The organism is Hydrogenophaga crocea (assembly GCF_011388215.1).
GTDB lineage: Bacteria > Pseudomonadota > Gammaproteobacteria > Burkholderiales > Burkholderiaceae_C > Hydrogenophaga > Hydrogenophaga crocea.
The window spans coordinates 4,081,460-4,101,187 of sequence record NZ_CP049989.1; the positions used below are offsets into that span (position 1 = coordinate 4,081,460).

Genomic DNA, 19,728 nt, shown 5'->3' on the forward strand with positions numbered 1-19,728 from the left:
CCATGGCCTTGCAACGCCTGCTCTCGCTCGTGCTGGTCGCTGCGCTGGCCGGGTGCGCGACCGGCCCCGCGCCGCGCGACGCGGGCGGTGCACCGGCCGTGGCGGTCGACGAGGCCGAGGTGATCGAGCGCGGCATGGCCTCGTGGTACGGCGACCGCCACCACGGCCGCCGCACCGCGAACGGCGAGGCCTTCGACATGAATGCGCTCACCGCGGCGCACCGCACGCTGCCCTTCGGCACGCGCGTGCGCGTGCTCAACCCGGGCAATGGCGCGTCGGTGGTGGTGCGCATCAACGACCGCGGCCCTTATGCGCAGGGCCGCATCATCGACTTGAGCCGCGCCGCGGCCGAGCGTCTGGGCCTGCTGCGCGAGGGCGTGGGCGCGGTCGTGCTGTTGGCCGTGGACGACGCGCGGCCTTGACCTGCGTCAAACGCCTGCTGCGCTGCAGCAGGCCGCGTCCGCGGCCTTGATCTGACGCAAATCCGCGCCAGCGGGGGACTTCTGTAATGCGTGTGGGGACTGTTCCCCGGCATCGCAAACAGACGACCATGAAACTGCATCACATCGCCGCGGCCGTGGCGGTCACGGCTGGCCTCTTCGCCTCCAGCGCCGCCCTGGCGCAGGACTTCAAGGAAGGCACCGTGCTCGTGCGCGCACGCGCCGTGCACCTGGACAGCGCCAACAAGGACAGCACCGGCCTGGGCCTGTCGATCGACAACAAGTGGCTGCCCGAGGTGGACTTCAGCTACTTCTTCTCGCCCAACATCGCGGCCGAACTGATCCTGACCGTGCCGCAGAAGCAGCACGTGTATTCGAACGGCGCCGAGATCGGCACGCTCAAGCACCTGCCGCCCACGCTCACGCTGCAGTACCACTTCCACACCGACAGCGGCATCAAGCCCTACGTGGGCGCGGGCCTGAACTACACGCGCTTCAGCTCGGTGAACCTGCTGGGCGGCGTGGCCGACATCGACCGCAACAGCTGGGGCCCGGCGCTGCAGGTGGGCGTGGACATCCCGCTGGCGAAGAACCTCTACCTCAACGTCGATGTGAAAAAGGCCTACATCAAGACCGACGTGAGCGCCGGCGGCGCAAAGGTCGGCAGCTTCAAGGTCGACCCGCTGCTCGTGGGCGTGGGCCTGGGCTGGCGCTTCTGAGGCCCGATGCCGCCGGGCCCCGGCCCGGCGGTGTGCGTTAACGCTCGTCGTAGCTCACCACGAGCGTGTCGCTCGTGGGCCGGGCCTGGCAGCTCAGCACGAAGCCCTGGTCGGTCTCCCAGGGTTCGAGCGTGAAGTTCTTGTCCATGGCCACGCTGCCCTGCATGACCTTGGCGCGGCAGGTGCAGCACACGCCGCCGCGGCACGACCAGGGCAGGTCGAGCCCGGCCTCGAGCGCCACGTCGAGCACGTGCTGGTCGCGGCCCATGCGCAGCGCGTGCGGCTTGCCGTCGAGCACCACGGTGAGGGCCACCTCGCCGGCGCTGGCGTCCACGTGGCCGAGCTGCACCTGGGCGCGCTGCGCGCGCGGCAGGGCGTCGAGCGCGGGCGAGCTGAAGCGCTCGGTGTGGATGCGCTCGGGCTTCACGCCCGCGCCGAGCAGGGCCTGCTCTGTGGCCTCGATCATGGCCTCGGGGCCGCAGATGAAGACCTCGTCCATGCTGGGCACGGGCAGCAGCGCCGCGATCAGCGCGCGTACCTTCTCGCCATCGATGCGGCCCTCGAGCAGCGGCACCTCCTGCGCCTGGCGCGAGAGGATGTGGACCAGCGTGAGCCGGTCGCGGAAGCGGTCCTTGAGGTCTTGCAGCGCCTCGTTGAACATCACGCTGGCCATGCGGCGGTTGCCGTAGACCAGGGTGAACTTGGCCGTGGGCGATTCTTCGAGCGTGCTGGTCATGATGGACAGGATGGGCGTGATGCCCGAGCCCGCCGCGAAGCCCACGCGGTGGATCGCGCGCGGGCGGTGCACGGTGAAGCGGCCATCGGGCGGCATGGCCAGCAGCGTGTCGCCGGCCTTGAGCTGCGTGGCCGCCCAGTTGCTGAACACGCCGCCTTCGACCGGGCGGATGCCCAGCGTGAGCTCGCCCTTGTGCGTGTACACGCTGCGCGGGCTGCTGATGGAGTAGCTGCGACGCACGTCCTGGCCGCCGATGAGGGCGCGCAGCGTGAGGAACTGGCCCGGCTCGAACGCAAAGGCGCTGCGCTGTTCGGGCGGCACGGCCAGCGTGACGGCCACCGAACCCGCGGCCTCGGGGCTCACGCGCGCGACGGGCAGTTCGACGAATCCGCGGGGGCTGGTGCTCATGGTCAGTAGGGCTTGAAGAGGTCGAAGGGTTCGAGGCAGTCGAGGCAGCGGTAGAGCGCCTTGCATGCGGTCGAGCCGAAGGGCGAGGTTTCGGTGGTGTGGGTGGAGCCGCAGCGCGGGCAGGGCACGGGCTGCGTCGCGGCGCGGCGCGCGAAGGTGACCACCTTGTCGCTGCCGTGCGCGGCGCGGCCGTTGGGCGGCGCGATGCCATAGGCGCGCAGCTTCTCGCGCGCTTCGGGCGTCATCCAGTCGGTGGTCCAGGCCGGCGCGAGCTGCGTGACCACGCGCGCTTCGAGGCCGGCCGCGGTGAGCGCGGCGCGGATGTCGTCCTCGATCTGCCCCATGGCCGGGCAGCCGCTGTAGGTGGGCGTGATCACCACCTCGGTGACGCCGTCGGCACCGCTGCGCACCTCGCGCAGGATGCCGAGTTCGCTCAGGCTCACCACCGGGATCTCGGGATCGCTCAGGGGCGCGATGGCCGCGCGAACGGCGTCCAGCGGGTCGGTGCGCAGCGCCGGGTTCATGGCCTCACCACACGGCCGCGGGGTGCTCGCGCGCCAGGCCCTGCATCTCGGCGAGCACGAAGCCCATGTGCTCGGAGTGCACGCCGTGTCGGCCCTGCGTCACGTAGCCGCCGTCGGCGGGCCGCTTGAGCGTGGCCTCGGCCACGGCCTCGTCGACCAGGGCGTCCCAGGCCGGCTTGAGCGCCGCGAGCGCCACGCCGGTGCCGTTGGCCACGGCCGCGGCTTCGGCGGCGTCGCCGATCCAGAATTCCTGCGTGTAGGGCAGCAGGTGGTTGAGCGCGGCCTGCGCGCGCGCGCGGCTGTCGTCGGTGCCGTCGCCCAGGCGCACCAGCCAGTCGCCCGCGTGGCGCAGGTGGTAGCGCACCTCCTTGAGCGATTTGGCCGCGATGCCCGCGAGCTGCGCGTCGGCGCTGTGCTGCAGGCGTTCCCACCACAGCGCCATGAGCGCGGCGTAGAGGAAATTGCGCACCGTGGTGGTGGCGAAGTCGCGGTCTTGCCGCGCGGGGCCCGCGAGCGGGCCGTGGTGCGGCAGTTCGAGCAGCGTGAAGTTGCGGAACTCGTGCGCACCGCGGAAGTACGCAAGCGTGTCTTCGCTGACGCCACCGTCCACGCGTGCGCCCTGCAGGTGTGCGAAGCGCTGCGCCTGCTGCGGGTCGGCGTTGATCTGCGCGGCCGCGTGCTGGTAGAGCAGCCGCGCCTGGCCCAGGTGGTCGAGCGCGTGGTTGGCGAGCGCGAGGTCCTCTTCGAGGATGGGGCCGTGGCCCGCCCACTCGGCGTTGCGCTGGCCGAGCAGCAGCGCGTTGTCGGCCAGGTGCAGCAGGTGATCGACCGGCGCGGCGCTCACATGTGCCCCACTTTCTCGGGGATCTCGTAGAAGGTGGGGTGGCGGTAGATCTTGTCGGCCGCGGGGTCGAAGAACGCGTCTTTCGAATCGGGCTCGCTCGCGGTGATGCTCGCCGAGGGCACGACCCAGATGCTCACGCCTTCCTGGCGGCGCGTGTACACATCGCGCGCCATCTGCAGCGCGTGTTGCGCGTCGCTCGCGTGCAGGCTGCCGCAGTGCTTGTGCTCCAGGCCCTGCTTGCTGCGCACGAACACCTCCCACAGCGGCCATTCCTTCAAAGCGGGGGTGCTCATGCGGCCTCCTTCAATTGGCGTTGCTGTTGCTTGCGCGCGTGGGCCAGCGCGGCTTCGCGCACCCAGGCGCCGTCTTCCCAGGCCTTCACGCGCGTGGCCAGGCGCTCCTTGTTGCAGGGGCCGTTGCCGTTGACGACCTGCCAGAACTCGTCCCAGTCGATGGCGCCGAAGTCGTAATGGCCGCGTTCGGCGTTCCACTTGAGCTCGGGGTCGGGCAGGGTCACGCCGAGCACCTCGGCCTGCGGCACGGTGGCGTCGACGAACTTCTGGCGCAGCGCGTCGTTGCTGATGCGCTTGATGCCCCAGCGCATGCCCTGCACGCTGTTGGGGCTGTTGTCGTCGGGCGGGCCGAACATGGCCAGGCACTTCCACCACCAGCGGTTCACCGCGTCCTGCACCATGGCCTTCTGCTCGGCCGTGCCCTGCATCATGGTGAGCAGCGATTCGTAGCCCTGGCGCTGGTGGAAGCTCTCTTCCTTGCAGACGCGGATCATGGCGCGCGCATAGGGCCCGTAGCTGCAGCGGCACAGGGGGATCTGGTTCATGATTGCCGCGCCGTCGACCAGCCAGCCGATCACGCCCACGTCGGCCCAGTTCAAGGTGGGGTAGTTGAAGATGGAGCTGTACTTGGCTCGGCCGCTGTGCAGCGCGTCGAACATCTGGTCGCGGCTGGTGCCCAGGGTCTCGGCCGCGCTGTAGAGGTACAGGCCATGGCCGCCTTCGTCCTGCACCTTGGCCAGCAGGATGCTCTTGCGCTTGAGGCTGGGGGCGCGGCTGATCCAGTTGCCCTCGGGCAGCATGCCCACGATCTCGCTGTGCGCGTGCTGGCTGATCTGGCGCACCAGCGTCTTGCGGTAGGCCTCGGGCATCCAGTCGCGCGGTTCGATCTTGCCGTCGGCGTCGATCACGGCGTCGAAATGGGCCTGCAGCGCGGCGTCCGCCTCGGTGGCCACGGGCTGCAGGGTCGCGGCGGGCGGGCCGCCGTCGGGCACGTTGAAGGATTGGGTGTACATGCGCGTCTCCTCGCCAACGGGGGCGTGGCGCGCAGTCTAACAAATTAACCGACCGATCGGTTGGTTAATTGAGTGGCACCGTCGGGCGGCGCGTGGGGCCGGGCTCAGCCCTCGCCCGATTCCAGGGTGTGGCCCTGGCCGCGGCCGCGGCCCAGCACCTTCACCAGCAGCGGCAAGGTCTCGGCCAGCGCGGCCGAGAGCGTGTGCGGCGGGTTGATCACGAACATGCCGCTGGCCGTGAGGCCGGGGCGTTCGTCGGGCGCGAGCGGGGGGTGGCCCGCGGCCAGGGTGGCGTGCAGCCAGGGGCGGCCCGCGCGCTGGGCGTGGCCGCGCAGCTTGCGCGGCAGGTCGTGCGCCTCGGTGCGCGGGATCACCGGGTACCAGACCACGTAGGTGCCGGTGGCGAAACGCTTGAGCGCGTCCTGTATGCAGGCGCTCACTTTGGCGTAATCGCTCTTGAGTTCGTAGCTCGGGTCGATCAACACCAGGGCGCGGCGCGAGCCCTTGGCGTCGGCGGGCGGCGGCAGCAGGGGCTTGAGGCCCTCGAAGCCGTCTTCGCGCTTGACGACCACCGCGCGGCCGGCGTCGAGCTGGGCAATGTTGGCCGACAGGGTTTTGCCGTCGGTCGGGTGCAGCTCGAACAGCTTGAGCCGGTCGCGCGATTCGTGGCGCATCAGCTGCTGGATCACGAAGGGCGAGCCGGGGTAGACGCGCAGCGAGCCGCTGGGGTTGAAGCCGGCCACGAGGTCGAGGTAGTCGTCGAGCAGCGGCGTGCTCGCGGGGGCGGGGCCGCTTGCGGGGCGCTGTGCGGCAAACAGGCGCACCACGCCGTGTTCCGCCTCGCCGCCCTTGTCGGCGAAATCGCCGTCGAGCCGGTACAGGCCAGCGCCTGCGTGCGTGTCCACCAGCGTGATCGCGGGCGGCTTGAGCATGAGGTGGCGCAGCGTGGCGATCAGCACCAGGTGTTTGAGCACGTCGGCGTGGTTGCCGGCGTGAAAGGCGTGGCGGTAGGAGAACATGGGCCGCGCATGGTAGCGCCGGAATTGCCCCGGGCGCCCGGATTTCGTACAATCGCGGGCTTCGCAGCGTTTTTGCTGGCCCCGCGGCGAAGCTTCCAACACCACCTAAGAGGGTTCCGAAAGAGAACCGCCGACCGTGGAAAAGGGCCGCCAAACCCTCGTAACAGAGAAAACTCATGACCAAAACGTTCAGCGCCAAACCCGCTGACGTGAAGCACGAGTGGTTTGTGATTGACGCGACCGACAAGGTCCTCGGACGAGTTGCCAGTGAAGTGGCTCTCCGACTGCGCGGCAAGCACAAGGCCATCTACACGCCTCACGTCGATACCGGTGACTTCATCGTCGTCGTCAACGCCGCCAAGCTGCGCGTGACGGGCACCAAGTCCACCGACAAGATCTACTACCGCCACTCGGGCTTCCCGGGCGGCATCTACGCCACCAACTTCCGCGACATGCAGGCCAAGCACCCCGGCCGCGCGCTGGAGAAGGCCGTCAAGGGCATGCTGCCCAAGGGCCCGCTGGGCTACGCCATGATCAAGAAGCTCAAGGTCTACGGCGGCGCCGAGCATCCTCACACCGCCCAGCAGCCGCAGGCGCTGGACATCTAAGGAGCCCTGAATGATTGGTGAATGGAACAACGGCACCGGCCGTCGCAAATCCAGCGTCGCCCGCGTGTTCCTCAAGAAGGGCAGCGGCAAGATCACGGTCAACGGCAAGGACATCGCGGTGTTCTTCGGCCGCGAGACCTCGATCATGATCGCCAAGCAGCCGCTGATGCTGACCAACCACGCCGAGACCTTCGACATCCAGGTCAACGTGCACGGTGGCGGTGAATCGGGTCAGGCCGGCGCGGTGCGCCACGGCATCACCCGCGCGCTGATCGACTACGACGCGAGTCTCAAGCCCGCGCTGTCGCAAGCCGGCTTCGTGACCCGCGACGCCCGCGAAGTGGAACGGAAAAAGGTCGGTCTGCGCTCTGCACGCCGCCGCAAGCAGTTCAGCAAGCGCTGATCCTCCGGCCACGGCCCACAGAAACCGCCTGCAAGTTCCGCTTGGGGCGGTTTCTGCTTTCTGGGCCTTGCTTTCTTTTGCTTGCACTTGAATGAAAGGCTTGCATGCGTTGGCGCTTGGGGCGTAGGCGGTGGTCGGCAGGGGCGCCGCGCATGTCGGTGCGCGGGGCGCTGCCCTGGCCCCTGCGCTGGCTGCTGCTGGCGCTCATGCTGGGCTTTTCGGGCGCACTGGCCCTCTGGGCCTTCGAGTTCGGCCGCGACCTGGCCGGCCTCGACCGCAATGCGCGCCAGGAACTTCAGCAGCTGCGCCGCGAGGTGGTGAGCCTGCGCACCGAGCTCGCCGAGTCGCAGGCGCAAGGCAACGTCGCGCAGAGCCAGCGCACCATCGAGCAGGCCTTGCTCGAACAGCTGCGGGTGCAGATCCGCCAGCTCGAGGCCGACAACCAGTCGCTGCGTGCCGACCTGGGCTTCTTCGAGCGCCTGCTGCCCGCAGGCAGCGGCGACGAGCTCGCCATCCGCGGCCTGCAGGCCGAGCGCCTGTCGCCCACCCAGTGGCGCTGGCAGGTGCTCATGATCCAGCCGGGCCGCCGTGCGCCAGAATTCCGCGGATCGCTGGAAATCAGCTTTGCCGGCACGCTCGCGGGCAAGCCCTGGACCGCCAAGCAGGCGCCGGCGCCACAGGCGGTGCTGGTCAAGGGCTACCTGCGCCAGGAAGGCGTTGTCGAGCTGCCTGCCCAGGCCGAGATCAAGTCCGTGACCGCCAAGGTCCTTCAGGGCAACGCGGTCCGGTCGGTCCAGACGTCCGGCCTGTGACACCCACCGACGTTCAGAGGAGCCCACCATGTTCGGCAAGACCAAGCAGCCCCCGATCAAGAGCCTGATCGCACAGGGCACCCGCATCCAGGGCGACCTGCAGTTCGCCGATGGCCTGCGCATCGACGGCGAGGTCGGCGGCAACATCCGTGCGGTCGACGGCCAGTCCAGCCTGCTGATCGTGAGCGAGGTGGCCTCGGTCACCGGCTCGGTCGAGGCCGACCACGTGATCATCAACGGCCACGTGAAGGGCCCGGTGCTCGCGCGCGAACTGCTCGAACTGCAACCCAAGGCCCACATCGAGGGCGACGTGACCTACCGCTCGATCGAGATGCACCAGGGCGCGCGCATCTCGGGCCAGCTGCGGCCGGTGGCCGCCGACGGCAGCGCGGAAATGCCCACACTGAAATTGGCGGCAAACAACCGATAGCCGCAATCCCGAGCGCCCTGCCGTACCATTCAGGGTATTCGCGGGGCAGCCCGCCCCCACGAGAAGAGGAATTCCCATGAGCGCCGTTGCCGAGACCGTCCAGACCGACATGCCCGCCCCGCTGGTTTTCACCGACAGCGCCGCCGCCAAGGTGGCCGAGCTGGTGGCTGAAGAGGGCAATCCCGACCTCAAGCTGCGCGTGTTCGTGCAAGGTGGCGGCTGCTCGGGCTTCCAGTACGGCTTCACCTTCGACGAGGTCGTCAACGAAGACGACACCGCGATGAACAAGAACGGCGTGACCCTGCTGATCGATGCCATGAGCTACCAGTACCTGGTCGGTGCCGAGATCGACTACAAGGAAGACCTCCAGGGTGCGCAGTTCGTGATCAAGAACCCGAACGCCACCACCACCTGCGGCTGCGGTTCGAGCTTCAGCGTCTGAGCCTTCTGCCGCCGGCATGAAAAAAGGAGCCCCAGGGCTCCTTTTTTGTGGGCGGGCGCGGGGGCCGCTCAGTCGGCGCTGGCCTGGCGCACCTGGGCGGCGGCCTCGAGCTTGCTGCGCTGGGCCTGGGCCACGGCCGCAAAGCTGCCGCGCAGGTTCTCGGGCAGCTTGATCGCTTCGCTTTCGCGCGCGATCACCAGCGGGTCGCGGTGCACGCCGTTGTCGCGGAACTCGAAGTGCAGGTGCGGGCCGGTGGACATGCCGGTGGAGCCCACGTTGCCGATGAACTCGCCCTGGGCCACGCGCTGGCCGGTGCGCACGCCGATGCGGCTCAGGTGCGCATACACCGTGACCTGGTTGTTGCGGTGGCGCACGAAGATCACGTTGCCGTAGCCGCGTTGCACGCCCGCGAACTCCACCAAGCCGTCGCCCACGGTGCGCACCGGCGTGCCGGTGGGGGCCGCGAAGTCGACACCGAGGTGGGCGCGCTGGGTGCCCAGGACCGGGTGGAAGCGCATGCCGTAGCCGCTGCTCACGCGCGAGAACTCGAGCGGCGAGGACAGGTAGAAGCGGCGTTTGCTCTCGCCGTCGAAGCCGTAGTAGCCGCCCTTCACACCCGGGGCTTCGAACCACACGGCCTCGTGGGTGCGGCCGTTGTTGATGAAGTCGGCGGCCAGGATGCGGCCGGTCTTGAGCGGCTCACCGTCGGCCACCAGGGCTTCGTAGACCACGTGGAAGCGGTCGCCCTTGCGCAGGTCGCGGCGGAAGTCGATGTCGCTGGCGAACATCTCGGCCAACTGCACCGCGACCGCGTCGGGGATGTTGGCGGCGTCGGTGGCCGCGAACAGCGAGCTGTTGATCTCGCCGCTCACCAGGCGCGGGCTGGCTTCGAGCCGGCCCTTCTCGAGCCGGGCGCTCAGGCCGTCGGGCGCGCGCTCGACCACCAGGCGCAGGAAGCCGCGGTCGTCGCGCGGATCGACCCAGCGCGCGGTGAGGCGCTCGAGTTCCTGGCTGGGTGAGGCTTCGGCGTGCACCAGGCGGGTCTGGCGGCTGGCGAGCAGCTGGCGGGCCAGCGGGTCGCGGCCCAGGAAGGTCTGGGCTTCGGTGTCGTTCACGCCCAGGCGTTTGAGCAGGCTTTGCGGTGTGTCGTCGCTGCGCGTGGTGTCGCTGCGGTACAGGGTCCAGGGCTTGGTGTCGGCCAGCAGCGGGTTGCCTTGTTCGAGGCCCAGGGGGATCAGCGGCGAGGCGATCAGCGTGGGCTGGGCCGACGCGGGCAGGGCCTCGACCACCTGGTGCACGGGCAGGTCGGCGGCGTCGGGGGCGAGCGGGGCAATGCCGAAGGCCGTCACGCCGGTGCCGAGCAGGAGAACGCCGAGGCTGCCCATGAGGCGGCGGGGGTGGCGGGCGATCGATTCAGCGGTCTGGCGGCCCAGGTCGGCCGCCGCGTTCAGGGTCTGGCGTATCAATTTCGGTCATCCATGAAAGGGCCGGTGAGGGCTCTTGGCCACACACCGGCGTCCAGGGAGTGAGCGGGCGGCGCTGCGAGAGTTCACGCCGCGGGCCGGCTTTACACGTGTGCTTTGCCATGTGCAAAAAACACGCCAACTAAAATCCGGCGACAACCGGCAAGTGTACCCACGGGCCGGGCCCCTCCCATCGGAACAAACACGTATGAAGAACGGCTCAATTTCGCCCGACCTGCCGACCTCGCGCCCCAGCGGTGCCGAAACGCTGACCGACGGCGTGAGGCACGCGCTGGCCGTCACCCGGCGCGGGTGCGAAGAATTGATCCCCGAGGCCGACTGGGTGCAAAAATTGTCACGTTCGGAGCGCACCGGCACGCCGCTGCGCATCAAGCTGGGGCTGGACCCGACCGCGCCCGACATCCACATCGGCCACACCGTGGTGCTCAACAAGATGCGCCAGCTGCAGGACCTGGGGCACACGGTGATCTTCCTGATCGGCGACTTCACCTCGCTGATCGGCGACCCCTCGGGCCGCAACAACACCCGCCCGCCGCTCACGCCCGAGCAGATCAAGGCCAACGCCGAGACCTATTACAAGCAGGCCAGCCTGGTGCTCGACCCGGCCAAAACCGAGATCCGCTACAACAGCGAGTGGAGCCTGCCGCTGGGCTCCATGGGCATGATCCAGCTCGCGGCCAAGTACACCGTGGCGCGCATGATGGAGCGCAACGACTTCCACCAGCGTTTCACGGCCGGCACGCCGATCAGCGTGCACGAGTTTCTCTACCCGCTGATGCAGGGCTACGACTCGGTGGCGCTCAAGAGCGATCTCGAACTCGGCGGCACCGACCAGAAGTTCAACCTGCTCATGGGGCGCCACCTGCAGGCCGAGTACGGCCAGGAGCCGCAGTGCATCCTGACCATGCCGCTGCTCGAAGGGCTCGATGGCGTGGACAAGATGTCCAAATCCAAGGGCAACTACATCGGCATCACCGAAGACGCCAACACCATGTTCGCCAAGGTGCTGAGCATCTCCGACGACCTGATGTGGCGCTGGTACACACTGCTCTCGTTCCAGTCGATCGAGGCGATCGAGGCGCTGCGGCGCGAGGTGGCGGGCGGGCGCAACCCCAAGGACGCCAAGGTGATGCTGGCCAAGGAGATCACCGCGCGCTTCCACAGCACCGCGGCCGCCGAAGCGGCCGAGCAGGACTTCATCAACCGCTCCAAGGGCGGTGTGCCCGACGACATCCCCGAGGTGTCGCTGTCGGGCGCGCCCCTGGGCATCGCGGCGCTGCTCAAGTCGGCCGGCCTGGCGCCGTCGTCGAGCGAGGCCAGCCGCCTCATCGATGGCGGCGGGGTGCGGGTGGACGGCGCCGTGGTGAGCGACAAGGGCCTGAAGCTGCCGGCCGGGACCTACGTGGTGCAGGTGGGCAAGCGCAAGTTCGCGCGCGTGAGCCTGGGCTGAGGCCCGGTCGGGTTCAGCGCGCGCCGGCCTGCTCCAGCAGCGCCACCATCGCGCCGTAACCCCGCGCCTTCGCGAGCGCGAGCGGCATCTGACCCTGCCGGTCCGCGAGCTGCAGGTTCGCGCCGGCGCCGATCAGGGCCTTGAGCGTGGCCTGGTGGCGCGCACCGCCATCGCCCAGCACGATGGCTTCGATCACCGCCGTCCAGTGCAGGTTGTTCACGTGGTCCAGCGGCGCGCCGGCCGCGATCAGCTGGCGCACCACGCCGTCGTGGCCGAGGTGGGCCGCGGCGATCAGCGCGGTGCCGTCGTAGCGGCTGGTCACGAGCTTCGCGCTCGCGCCCAGCTGCAGCAGCACGCGCAGCGTCTCCTCGTCGTCGGCCACCGCCGCGATGGTGACCGCGTCGTAGCGGCCGTGTTCGAGCCGCGCGGTGTCGGCACCGGCCTGCACCAGCGCGCGCACGGCCTCGCGCTGGCGCGCGAAGGTGGCCACGTGCAGCGGCGTGCGGCCCGCGGCGTCGGTGGCGTCCACCGGCGCGCCGGCCTTGAGCAGGCGCTGCAGCGCGGGCACATCGCCGCGCTGCGCGGCTGCGTGCAGGCCCTGGTAGGCCGCGATTTCGGCCGGCGCCGGCGGCACCTGCGCCGCCACCGGCAGGCCCGCCGCGGCGAGCGTCAGCAGCAGCGCGCGGCGCTTCATTGCAGGGCCGCCTTCAGCTGGTCGAGCGCGGCCACGGCGCACTGCTCGTCCAGGTGGCCGCCGGGCGCACCGCCCACGCCCACCGCGCCGATCACCTCGTTGCCCGCGCGCACCGGCACACCGCCGCCAAGCAGCAGGTAGCCGGGAATGTCCTTGAGGTTGGCCGCCGCGGGGTTTTTCTGCGAGGCCTCCATCATGGCCAGCGTGGTGTTGCGCGCCGAGGCCGAGGTGTAGGCCTTGAGGCGGCTGGCTTCAAGGGTGTGCGGGCCGGCGTTGTCGGCGCGCTGCACCGCGCGCACGTTGCCCGCTCGGTCCACCACGGTGGCCGTCACGGCGTGGCCGTTGGCGCTGCACGCGGCCACGGTGGCGGCGGCGATCTGGTTGGCCAGTTCGAGCGACACGTTGCGCTCGCTGCGCACCAGCGGCGCGGCGGACTGGGCCTGCGCGAAGGCGCAGGCGGCGAGCAGGGACAGGGCGAGGGCGGTGCGGATCGGGGTGTTCATGCGGGTCTCCAGGCGGTGGGTTTCGGTTCGATCAACCGTGCCCGCACTGTAGGAACCGCCCGCCGCGCGCACCATTCGGCCGGCTACGCCCGCGGCTCCGTAAAACTACGCAGCGCCCGCGCCGCCCGCTTCGGCCACCAGGGCCGCGTAGCCCCGCACGAGCTGGGCGAGCGAATCGACCTGCAGCTTCTCGAACACGTGGGCGCGGTGGGTCTCCACGGTGCGCGGCGACAGGTCGAGCACACGCGCGATGGCCTTGTTGGACAGGCCCTCGACGATCAGCGCGAGCACCTCGCGCTCGCGCGGCGAGAGCTGCTGCCAGCGATCCCGCGCGGCGCGGTCGGTCTGCGCGCGCTGGCGCGATTGAACGTGCTGGCGCACGGCCTGCTGCAAGGCCTCGATCAGCGCCTCGTCGTCCACCGGCTTCTCGAGGAATTCGGCCGCGCCGGCCTTGAAGGCGCGCCGGCACATGTCCACCGTGCCGTGGCCGGTGAGCAGGATCACCGGCTGGTCCACGCCCTGGGCGACCAGCGTGTCGAGCACGCTCAGGCCGCTGATGCCGGGCATGCGCACGTCGAGCACGATGGCGCCGATGCCCTCGCGGTCGAAGCCGGCGAGGAAGGCCTGCGGATCGGCCCATGGCACCACGCGCAGGCCCACGGTGCCGATCAGCAGCGCCAGGCTGTCGCGCACGGCCTCGTCGTCGTCGAGCAGGTGCACGGTGGGGGATCGGTCGTCGGGGCTCATGCTTCGTCCAGCGGCAGGTGCAGGCAAAAGCGCGCGCCGCCGCTGGGGGCGTTGTCGGCGCTCAGGCGGCCGCCCTGGGCATTGGCCAGCGATTCGCTGAGCGTGAGGCCCAGGCCCAGCCCGCCCTCGCGCGTGCTGAAGAAGGGCTCGAACAGGCGCGGCAGCACCTCGGGCGGCAGGCCCGGGCCGGTGTCGGCCACCGTGAGCACGGCCTGATCGCCCTCGCGCTGCACCGCGAGCCTCAGCTCGCGCGGGCCCTGAGGCTGGCGGTCCAGGGCCTGCAGCGCGTTGGTGATCAGGTTGTGCACGATCTGATCGATCGCGACCGGATCGGCCTGCACCGCCAGCGCCTCGCTGGCCAGCCAGCGCACGGTCACGCCGCGGTGCTGGATCTCGGGCTGCAGCAGGTGCAGGGCCTCGCGCACGCAGGCGGCCAGATCGAGCCGGGCGCGCCCGCCCGCGGCACCGGCCGGCGGTTCGAGCCCGCGGCGCAGCCGGCCCAGCACCTCGGCCGCGCGCCGCGCCTGCGCCGCGGCGCGGCCCATGGCCTCGCGCGCGGTGTCCAGCGCCGGGGGCTCGTCGGCCAGCAGGCGCTGCGCGGCCTGGGTGCTCGACAGCACCGCGGTGAGCGGCTGGTTGAGCTCGTGCGCCAGGCCGGCCGCGAACTCGCCCATGGCGTTGAGCCGGCCGAGCTGGCCCAGGCGCAGCAGGGCCTCGGCGCGCTGGCGCGCCTCGCGCAGGCGCAGCGCGTGGCGCAGCGCGGCCAGGCCCGCGGTCACGGCCAGCACCCACGCGCCCATGGGCAGCCAGGGCAGCTCGCCCCAGCCCACCCAGCGCGTGGCCACGGCGTGGAAGGGCTGGCTCTCGGCGGCCACCACCTTGTCGAAATCGAAGCGCCAGCCGCGCGCGAGCGGGCGGCCCGGCTGCACGGTGTGCGTCTGTCCGTTCCATTGCAGCGCCACCTGCACCGGGCTGCGCGCGCGGTCCATGGGCCAGTCGGCGTCGGGCACCAGGCCCGCAAGCGCGATCACCAGCGCGTAGGCGCTGTCGCCGCTGCCGCGCACCAGGGTGTAACGGCCCTGCGCCAGATCGCCCTCGGCCATGGCCGCGCGGCCGCTGGCGCGTGACGCGGCTTCGGCCCGGGCCAGCGCCTCGTCGCCCCAGGCGCTGCCGGGCGCGCGTTCGCGCACCTGCAGCAGCCGCGGGTAGATGGCGCTCAGGCGCGGCAGGGCGTCGCCGCGCTCGGGCTCGAGCAGGGCCAGCGTGGCGAGCACCGCGTCGTGCTGCACCACCTGCTGGCTCAGCAACCGGTGCACGATGCGCGCGTCGGTTTCGAAGGCCGCGCGCTGCGCGTCGAGACCGCGCTGGGCGATCAGCCATGCGCCGCCCAGCGACAGGCCCAGGCCCGCCGCCATCCAGCCCAGCCGGGACCACCACGCGCGTTGCATGCGAGGCATTCTGGCACGCGCACAATGCGCGCCATGGTCCATGTGCTCGAACGCCTCACCCCGCGCCGCCTGCTGCAGATCTCCGTCGGCGTGGCCGTGCTCACCATCGCGCTCAAGACCGCGGCCTGGTGGGTCACGGGCTCGGTCGGTCTGCTGTCGGACGCGCTCGAATCGCTGGTCAACCTGGCCGGTGCGACCTTCGGCCTGCTCATGGTGACCGTGGCCGCGCGCCCGGCCGACGACGACCACCCCTACGGCCACCACAAGGCCGAGTACTTCTCGTCGGGCTTCGAGGGCGTGCTCATCGGGGTCGCGGCGATCGCCATCGTCTGGGCCGCGGTGCAGCGCCTGCTCGCGCCGCAGCCGCTGGAGCAGATCGGCATGGGCCTGTGGCTGTCGGTGCTCAGCTCGGTGTTCAACGGCCTGCTCGCCTGGGTCATGCTGCGCGCCTCGCGCGTGCACCGCTCGGTGGCGCTCGAGGGCGACGCACGCCACCTGTTCACCGACGTCTGGACCTCGGTGGGCGTGATCGGCGGCATCGCGCTCGTGGGCCTCACGGGCTGGCTCTGGCTCGACCCGGTGATCGCCATCGGCGTGGCGCTCAACATCCTGCGCGAAGGCGTGCGCCTGGTGTGGCAGGCCTCGCAAGGTCTCATGGACGAGGCGCTCGACCCCGAGCTGCAGGGCACGATCGACCGCTTGCTCGAAGGCTTCACGGCCGCCCACGGCGGGGCGTCGGTGCTGCGCTTCGACCACGTCACCACGCGCAAGGCCGGCCAGCGCCGCTTCGCCGACCTGCACATGCACGTGCCGGGCGGCTGGTCGCTCACGCGCGCCGCGGCGCTGCGCGGCGAGGTGGAGCAGGCCCTCATGGCCGCCGTGCCCGGCCTGCGCGCGAGCATCCAGCTCCTGCCCACCGATGTGGAGGTGCAAGCCCTGGGCGACGACGGGGAGGGCGCCGCGTGATCGCCCTGTTGCAGCGTGTGAGCCAGGCCCGCGTGGAGATCGCGGGCGAAACCGTGGGCGCGATCGGCGCGGGACTGCTGGTGCTGGTGTGCGCCGAGCCCACCGACACCGAGGCCGTGGGGCAGAAGCTGCTCCAGAAGATCCTCAGGCTGCGCATCTTCGCGGACGCGGCGGGCAAGATGAACCGCAGCCTGCAGGACGTGGGCGGCGGCCTGCTGATCGTGAGCCAGTTCACCCTGGCGGCCGACACCTCGGGCGGCAACCGCCCGGGCTTCACCCAGGCCGCGCCGCCCGCGCTCGGCGAAGCGCTGTACGACGCCTTCGTGGCCGCGGCGCGTGCGGCCCACCCCGAGGTCGCCACGGGCCGCTTCGGCGCCGACATGGCGGTGCACCTGGTCAACGACGGCCCGGTGACCATCCCCCTGCGCATGGGCGCCTGATCATGGACACCCCCGCCACCACCCCCGCCACCGCGCGCGATGCCGAAGCCCGTGCCCACCTGCTGGTGGGCGCGCTGCAGGCCCTGCTCGCCGGCGCGCTCTACGCCTCGGCGACCGCCCCGACCCCCGTGTGGCCGGCGACGCAGCCCGCGGCGTTCGTGCCGCTGCTGCTGTTCATGGCGCTGGCGCCGCTCGCGTTCTACCTGTCGAGCGCCGCGCCGCTGCGCCGCCGCGCCGGCATCGCGCTGGGCGCGGGCGCGCTGGCGCTGGCCGTCGGCCTGTACCACGGGCTCACGGTGAGCGGGCTCGGCCTGCTCGATGGTGAACGCCTGCCGTTCACGCCCGACGACACGCTGCCGCCCCTGCTGCTGCTCGCGCTGGCGCTGCTGGTGGCCGTGCCCGCGCTCGCGGTGGCGCAGGGCGCGCGCGTGCGCTACGAGGCCTGGTTCGACGGCCTGCTGCACAACACCCTGCTGCTCTTGCAGGGCGGCCTGGTCACGGGCCTGTTCTGGCTCGTGCTGTTCAGCGCGGCCAGCCTGTTCCGGCTCGTGAAGCTGCCCTTTCTGCACCAGCTCATCGAACACGCGGCGTTCTGGATTCCCGCCACCGCGCTGGTGTTCGGCTATGGCGTGTCGCTCGCGGTGAAGCACCGTGGCGTCGCGCGCTTCCTGTTCGAGCGCCTCACGCAGCTGTGCGGCTGGATCTACCCGCTCGCGGGCGCGCTGGGCCTGGCCTTCGTGGCGAGCTGGCTGGTGCAGGGCATCGGGCCGCTGCTGCAGACGCGCCGCGCGGCCTTTCTGCTGCTGTGGTTCTCGGTGCTGTGCGTGCTGCTGGTGAATGCGGCGTCGCGCGGCGGCCTCGACGCCCCGCGTTACCCGCGCTGGCTGCGCCGCGCGCTGTCCACCGGCCTGCTGGTGCTGCTGCCCATGGTGGCGGTGGCGGTGTACGCGCTGGGCCTGCGCATCGCGCAGCACGGCTGGACGGTGGACCGCGTGTGGGGCGTGTTCGTGGCCCTGGTGGTGGCGGTGTTCGCGCTGGGCTATGCGCTCAACGCGCTGGCCGAATGGGCGGGCCGGCGCGAGCGCTGCCTGGTGCCCGCCACCAACGCGGCGGCCGCGGTCTTCGTGGTGGCCGGGCTGTTGCTGCTCGGCGGCGGCGCGCTGGACCCGCGCCGCCTGAGCGTGAGCGACCAGTTGCAGCGCCTGGCCCGCGGCGCGCCGGATGAAGAGGGTCTGGTGCGCTACCTCGCACGCGAGGGCGGCGTGTTCGGGCGCCGCGCGCTCGAGGCGCTGGCCGCCAACGACCCCGCGCTCGGCGGCGTGCCCGCGCCGCGCCAGCAACTGGCGCGCCACGCGCTGCTCAGCGCGCGCGAGCGCAAGGCGCTCGAGGCCGAGATCGTGAAGACCCTGCCGGTGCTGCCCGCCGGCACCGCGGTGCCGCCTGCGCTCTACGGCGCGCTCGTGCGGGGCGAGTACCTGGGGCATTGCACGCCCGAGACCTGCCTGGTCTGGCGGTTGCCGGCCGAGGTGGCGGGCGAGGGCGTGTTCACGCTGCTGTCGCGCGAGCCGGGCGTGGGCGGCAGCCTGTGGGCGGCGAATCCGCAGGGCGAGTGGTTCTCGCGCGGGCAGTTGCCGGCGCTCGGGGTGGACGAACGCTGCCAGCGCCGCGAAGCGGGCGAGCGCCTGTTCGACGCGGTGCGCGCGGGGCAGGTGGGCCTGCGTGCCCGGCCGGGCCGCGACATCGAGGCCGGCGGCCTGCGTTTCCCGATCGAACGCTGGGACGGCAGCGCCGGCTGCTGAGGCGGCTAAGGCCGCTCAGGCGCGGGGATCGGCGTAGGGGTCGGGTTCGCCCAGGCCCGCGAGGATGGCGGTTTCGCGCGCTTCCATGGCGTCGGCGTCGGCCTCGCTGGTTTCGTGGTCCCAGCCCTGGGCGTGCAGGGTGCCGTGCACCAGCAGGTGCGCGTAGTGCGCGGCCAGCGGCTTGCCGAGCTGCTTCGCCTCGGCGGCGACCACGGGGGCGCACAGCACCAGGTCGGCCATCACCACGGGCTCGGTGGCGTAGTCGAAGGTGAGCACGTTGGTGGCGTAGTCGCGGCCGCGGTAGTCGCGGTTGAGCGCCTGGCCTTCTTCGGCGTCGACGATGCGCACGGTGATCTCGGCGTCGGCATCGAGCGCATGGCGCATGCAGCGGCGCACGAAGTGGCGCGGCAGCGCGGCGCGGTGTTCGGCCACGCCGTCGAAGCGGCCGAACTGCAGGGACAGGGTGAGGTCGGGCAGGGCCATGGGGCGGCGCTCGCGGTCGTGGGCGTTGGGGTCAGGCGGCGCTGCGGCGCGCGCGGCGCGGCGCGGGGGCGTCTTCGCGCGCGGGGCTGCGCGCCTCGTAGGCGTCGACGATGCGGGCCACCAGCGGGTGGCGCACCACGTCGGCGCTGGTGAGGCGGTTGAAGCCGATGCCGTTGACGCGCTTGAGCACGCGCTCGGCGTCGATCAGGCCCGAGAGCTGCGTGGCGGGCAGGTCGATCTGGCTCACGTCGCCCGTGACCACGGCCTTGCTGCCGAAGCCGATGCGCGTGAGGAACATCTTCATCTGCTCGGGCGTGGTGTTCTGCGCCTCGTCGAGGATGACGAAGGCATGGTTGAGCGTGCGCCCGCGCATGAAGGCCAGCGGCGCGATCTCGATCTGCTGGCGCTCGAAGGCCTTCTGCACCTTGTCGAAGCCCATGAGGTCGTAGAGCGCGTCGTAGAGCGGGCGCAGGTAGGGGTCGACCTTCTGCCCCAGGTCGCCGGGCAGGAAGCCGAGCTTTTCGCCGGCCTCGACCGCGGGACGCGTGAGCACGATGCGCTGCACCGCGCTGCGCTCGAGCGCGTCGACCGCGCAGGCCACGGCCAGGTAGGTCTTTCCGGTGCCGGCCGGGCCGATGCCGAAGGTGATGTCGTGCTGGGCCATGTTCTCGAGGTAGCGCGCCTGGTTGGGCGTGCGCCCGCGCACCTCGCCGCGGCGCGTCTGCATGGCCAGCGCGCCCTCGCCGGGTTCGGTCAGCGCGGTGTCGCCGCTGAGCATGAGCTGCACCTGCTCGGGCGGGATCGGGCCGCGCGCCATTTCGTAGAGCGCCTGGATCACCTCGAGCGCCTGCTGCGCCCGGGCCTTGGGGCCTTCGATGCGGAATTGCTCGAAGCGGTGCGCCACCTTCACCTGCAGCGCGGCTTCGATCGCGCGGATGTGGGCGTCGAGCGGGCCGCACAGGTGCGCCATGCGGGTGTTGTCCGGCGGGCTGAAGGTGTGTCTGAGAATCAAGCCGATAATCC

The 19,728-nt window shown here is 71.1% G+C and carries 24 protein-coding genes; 11 read left to right on the forward strand and 13 right to left on the reverse strand.

What is annotated here, in order from left to right; genetic code table 11:
• Positions 1 to 2 precede the first annotated feature (2 nt).
• Both G9Q37_RS19365 and G9Q37_RS19370 read left to right on the forward strand, forming a co-directional pair.
• Positions 3 to 422: a septal ring lytic transglycosylase RlpA family protein gene (locus G9Q37_RS19365; RefSeq protein WP_166229856.1), complete on the forward strand. Its 420-nt coding sequence runs from the start codon at positions 3 to 5 to the stop codon at positions 420 to 422.
• Positions 423 to 550: 128 nt separating this feature from the next.
• On the forward strand, positions 551 to 1,159 hold the full coding sequence (locus tag G9Q37_RS19370) for an OmpW/AlkL family protein (protein ID WP_166229858.1): 609 nt from the start codon (positions 551 to 553) through the stop codon (positions 1,157 to 1,159).
• Positions 1,160 to 1,196: 37 nt separating this feature from the next.
• On the opposite strand, the gene G9Q37_RS19375 is transcribed toward G9Q37_RS19370, so the two are convergent.
• The 6 genes from G9Q37_RS19375 to G9Q37_RS19400 all read right to left on the reverse strand — a co-directional run bounded on the left by G9Q37_RS19375 (position 1,197) and on the right by G9Q37_RS19400 (position 5,996).
• Positions 1,197 to 2,303: a 2Fe-2S iron-sulfur cluster-binding protein gene (locus G9Q37_RS19375; protein WP_166229860.1), complete on the reverse strand. Its 1,107-nt coding sequence runs from the start codon at positions 2,301 to 2,303 to the stop codon at positions 1,197 to 1,199.
• 2 nt (positions 2,304 to 2,305) lie between these two features.
• Positions 2,306 to 2,827 (reverse strand): 1,2-phenylacetyl-CoA epoxidase subunit PaaD, encoded by a 522-nt coding sequence (gene paaD, locus G9Q37_RS19380; RefSeq protein WP_166229862.1) that lies wholly within the window; start codon positions 2,825 to 2,827, stop codon positions 2,306 to 2,308.
• A gap of 4 nt (positions 2,828 to 2,831) precedes the next feature.
• Positions 2,832 to 3,671 (reverse strand): 1,2-phenylacetyl-CoA epoxidase subunit PaaC, encoded by an 840-nt coding sequence (paaC, locus tag G9Q37_RS19385; protein WP_166229864.1) that lies wholly within the window; start codon positions 3,669 to 3,671, stop codon positions 2,832 to 2,834.
• Positions 3,668 to 3,964: a 1,2-phenylacetyl-CoA epoxidase subunit PaaB gene (gene paaB / locus G9Q37_RS19390; protein WP_166229866.1), complete on the reverse strand. Its 297-nt coding sequence runs from the start codon at positions 3,962 to 3,964 to the stop codon at positions 3,668 to 3,670. Before paaB ends, paaC begins: the two co-directional genes overlap by 4 nt.
• On the reverse strand, positions 3,961 to 4,977 hold the full coding sequence (gene paaA, locus G9Q37_RS19395) for a 1,2-phenylacetyl-CoA epoxidase subunit PaaA (protein ID WP_166229868.1): 1,017 nt from the start codon (positions 4,975 to 4,977) through the stop codon (positions 3,961 to 3,963). The genes paaB and paaA overlap by 4 nt, the downstream gene beginning before the upstream one ends.
• Before the next feature lie 104 nt (positions 4,978 to 5,081).
• Entirely contained in the window at positions 5,082 to 5,996 is a 915-nt protein-coding gene (locus G9Q37_RS19400; protein ID WP_166229870.1) for a 23S rRNA (adenine(2030)-N(6))-methyltransferase RlmJ, read from the reverse strand.
• 176 nt (positions 5,997 to 6,172) lie between these two features.
• On the opposite strand from G9Q37_RS19400, the gene rplM reads away from it, so the two are divergent.
• The 5 genes from rplM (at position 6,173) to erpA (ending at position 8,691) form a co-directional block, all read left to right on the forward strand.
• Positions 6,173 to 6,604, forward strand: coding sequence for a 50S ribosomal protein L13 (rplM, locus tag G9Q37_RS19405; RefSeq protein ID WP_166229872.1), 432 nt, complete (start codon positions 6,173 to 6,175; stop codon positions 6,602 to 6,604).
• A 10-nt stretch (positions 6,605 to 6,614) separates the two neighbouring features.
• Positions 6,615 to 7,007, forward strand: coding sequence for a 30S ribosomal protein S9 (gene rpsI, locus G9Q37_RS19410; RefSeq protein WP_166229874.1), 393 nt, complete (start codon positions 6,615 to 6,617; stop codon positions 7,005 to 7,007).
• Positions 7,008 to 7,159: 152 nt separating this feature from the next.
• Positions 7,160 to 7,819 (forward strand): DUF6776 family protein, encoded by a 660-nt coding sequence (locus G9Q37_RS19415; RefSeq protein ID WP_338074439.1) that lies wholly within the window; start codon positions 7,160 to 7,162, stop codon positions 7,817 to 7,819.
• Positions 7,820 to 7,847: 28 nt separating this feature from the next.
• Positions 7,848 to 8,249 carry a bactofilin family protein gene (locus G9Q37_RS19420; RefSeq protein ID WP_166229878.1) on the forward strand — a complete coding sequence of 134 codons (402 nt, stop codon included), beginning with the start codon at positions 7,848 to 7,850 and terminating at the stop codon, positions 8,247 to 8,249.
• Positions 8,250 to 8,325: 76 nt separating this feature from the next.
• Positions 8,326 to 8,691: an iron-sulfur cluster insertion protein ErpA gene (gene erpA / locus G9Q37_RS19425; protein WP_166229880.1), complete on the forward strand. Its 366-nt coding sequence runs from the start codon at positions 8,326 to 8,328 to the stop codon at positions 8,689 to 8,691.
• A gap of 68 nt (positions 8,692 to 8,759) precedes the next feature.
• Here the strand turns inward: erpA and G9Q37_RS19430 are convergent, their stop codons facing one another.
• Complete coding sequence (locus tag G9Q37_RS19430; protein ID WP_240936437.1) at positions 8,760 to 10,157, reverse strand: M23 family metallopeptidase; 1,398 nt, start codon at positions 10,155 to 10,157, stop codon at positions 8,760 to 8,762.
• Between the two features lie 205 nt (positions 10,158 to 10,362).
• Here G9Q37_RS19430 and tyrS point away from each other — a divergent pair, with 205 nt between their 5' ends.
• Positions 10,363 to 11,625: a tyrosine--tRNA ligase gene (gene tyrS, locus G9Q37_RS19435; RefSeq protein ID WP_166229882.1), complete on the forward strand. Its 1,263-nt coding sequence runs from the start codon at positions 10,363 to 10,365 to the stop codon at positions 11,623 to 11,625.
• Between the two features lie 13 nt (positions 11,626 to 11,638).
• Here tyrS and G9Q37_RS19440 read toward each other — a convergent pair whose 3' ends face one another.
• The 4 genes from G9Q37_RS19440 to G9Q37_RS19455 all read right to left on the reverse strand — a co-directional run bounded on the left by G9Q37_RS19440 (position 11,639) and on the right by G9Q37_RS19455 (position 15,017).
• A complete protein-coding gene (locus G9Q37_RS19440) occupies positions 11,639 to 12,319 on the reverse strand; it encodes an ankyrin repeat domain-containing protein (RefSeq protein ID WP_166229884.1) in 681 nt (226 codons plus the stop codon).
• On the reverse strand, positions 12,316 to 12,822 hold the full coding sequence (locus tag G9Q37_RS19445) for a GlcG/HbpS family heme-binding protein (protein WP_240936438.1): 507 nt from the start codon (positions 12,820 to 12,822) through the stop codon (positions 12,316 to 12,318). The genes G9Q37_RS19440 and G9Q37_RS19445 overlap by 4 nt, the downstream gene beginning before the upstream one ends.
• A gap of 105 nt (positions 12,823 to 12,927) precedes the next feature.
• Positions 12,928 to 13,569 carry a response regulator transcription factor gene (locus G9Q37_RS19450; protein WP_166229887.1) on the reverse strand — a complete coding sequence of 214 codons (642 nt, stop codon included), beginning with the start codon at positions 13,567 to 13,569 and terminating at the stop codon, positions 12,928 to 12,930.
• The gene (locus G9Q37_RS19455) at positions 13,566 to 15,017 is read right to left on the reverse strand and encodes a sensor histidine kinase (RefSeq protein ID WP_166229889.1); all 1,452 of its coding nucleotides are present in this window, start codon (positions 15,015 to 15,017) and stop codon (positions 13,566 to 13,568) included. Before G9Q37_RS19455 ends, G9Q37_RS19450 begins: the two co-directional genes overlap by 4 nt.
• Positions 15,018 to 15,041: 24 nt before the next feature.
• Between G9Q37_RS19455 and G9Q37_RS19460 the strand changes: the two genes are divergently transcribed.
• From G9Q37_RS19460 to G9Q37_RS19470, 3 genes are read left to right on the forward strand one after another with little or no spacing between them, the layout of a single operon-like run.
• Positions 15,042 to 15,983: a cation diffusion facilitator family transporter gene (locus tag G9Q37_RS19460; RefSeq protein ID WP_476702846.1), complete on the forward strand. Its 942-nt coding sequence runs from the start codon at positions 15,042 to 15,044 to the stop codon at positions 15,981 to 15,983.
• Complete coding sequence (gene dtd, locus G9Q37_RS19465) at positions 15,980 to 16,423, forward strand: D-aminoacyl-tRNA deacylase (protein WP_166229891.1); 444 nt, start codon at positions 15,980 to 15,982, stop codon at positions 16,421 to 16,423. The genes G9Q37_RS19460 and dtd overlap by 4 nt, the downstream gene beginning before the upstream one ends.
• A gap of 2 nt (positions 16,424 to 16,425) precedes the next feature.
• The gene (locus G9Q37_RS19470; protein ID WP_166229893.1) at positions 16,426 to 18,222 is read left to right on the forward strand and encodes a DUF4153 domain-containing protein; all 1,797 of its coding nucleotides are present in this window, start codon (positions 16,426 to 16,428) and stop codon (positions 18,220 to 18,222) included.
• Positions 18,223 to 18,237: 15 nt separating this feature from the next.
• Here G9Q37_RS19470 and ybeY read toward each other — a convergent pair whose 3' ends face one another.
• Both ybeY and G9Q37_RS19480 read right to left on the reverse strand, forming a co-directional pair.
• Complete coding sequence (gene ybeY, locus G9Q37_RS19475) at positions 18,238 to 18,705, reverse strand: rRNA maturation RNase YbeY (RefSeq protein ID WP_166229895.1); 468 nt, start codon at positions 18,703 to 18,705, stop codon at positions 18,238 to 18,240.
• A 31-nt stretch (positions 18,706 to 18,736) separates the two neighbouring features.
• The gene (locus G9Q37_RS19480; RefSeq protein ID WP_166229897.1) at positions 18,737 to 19,717 is read right to left on the reverse strand and encodes a PhoH family protein; all 981 of its coding nucleotides are present in this window, start codon (positions 19,715 to 19,717) and stop codon (positions 18,737 to 18,739) included.
• Positions 19,718 to 19,728 lie beyond the last annotated feature (11 nt).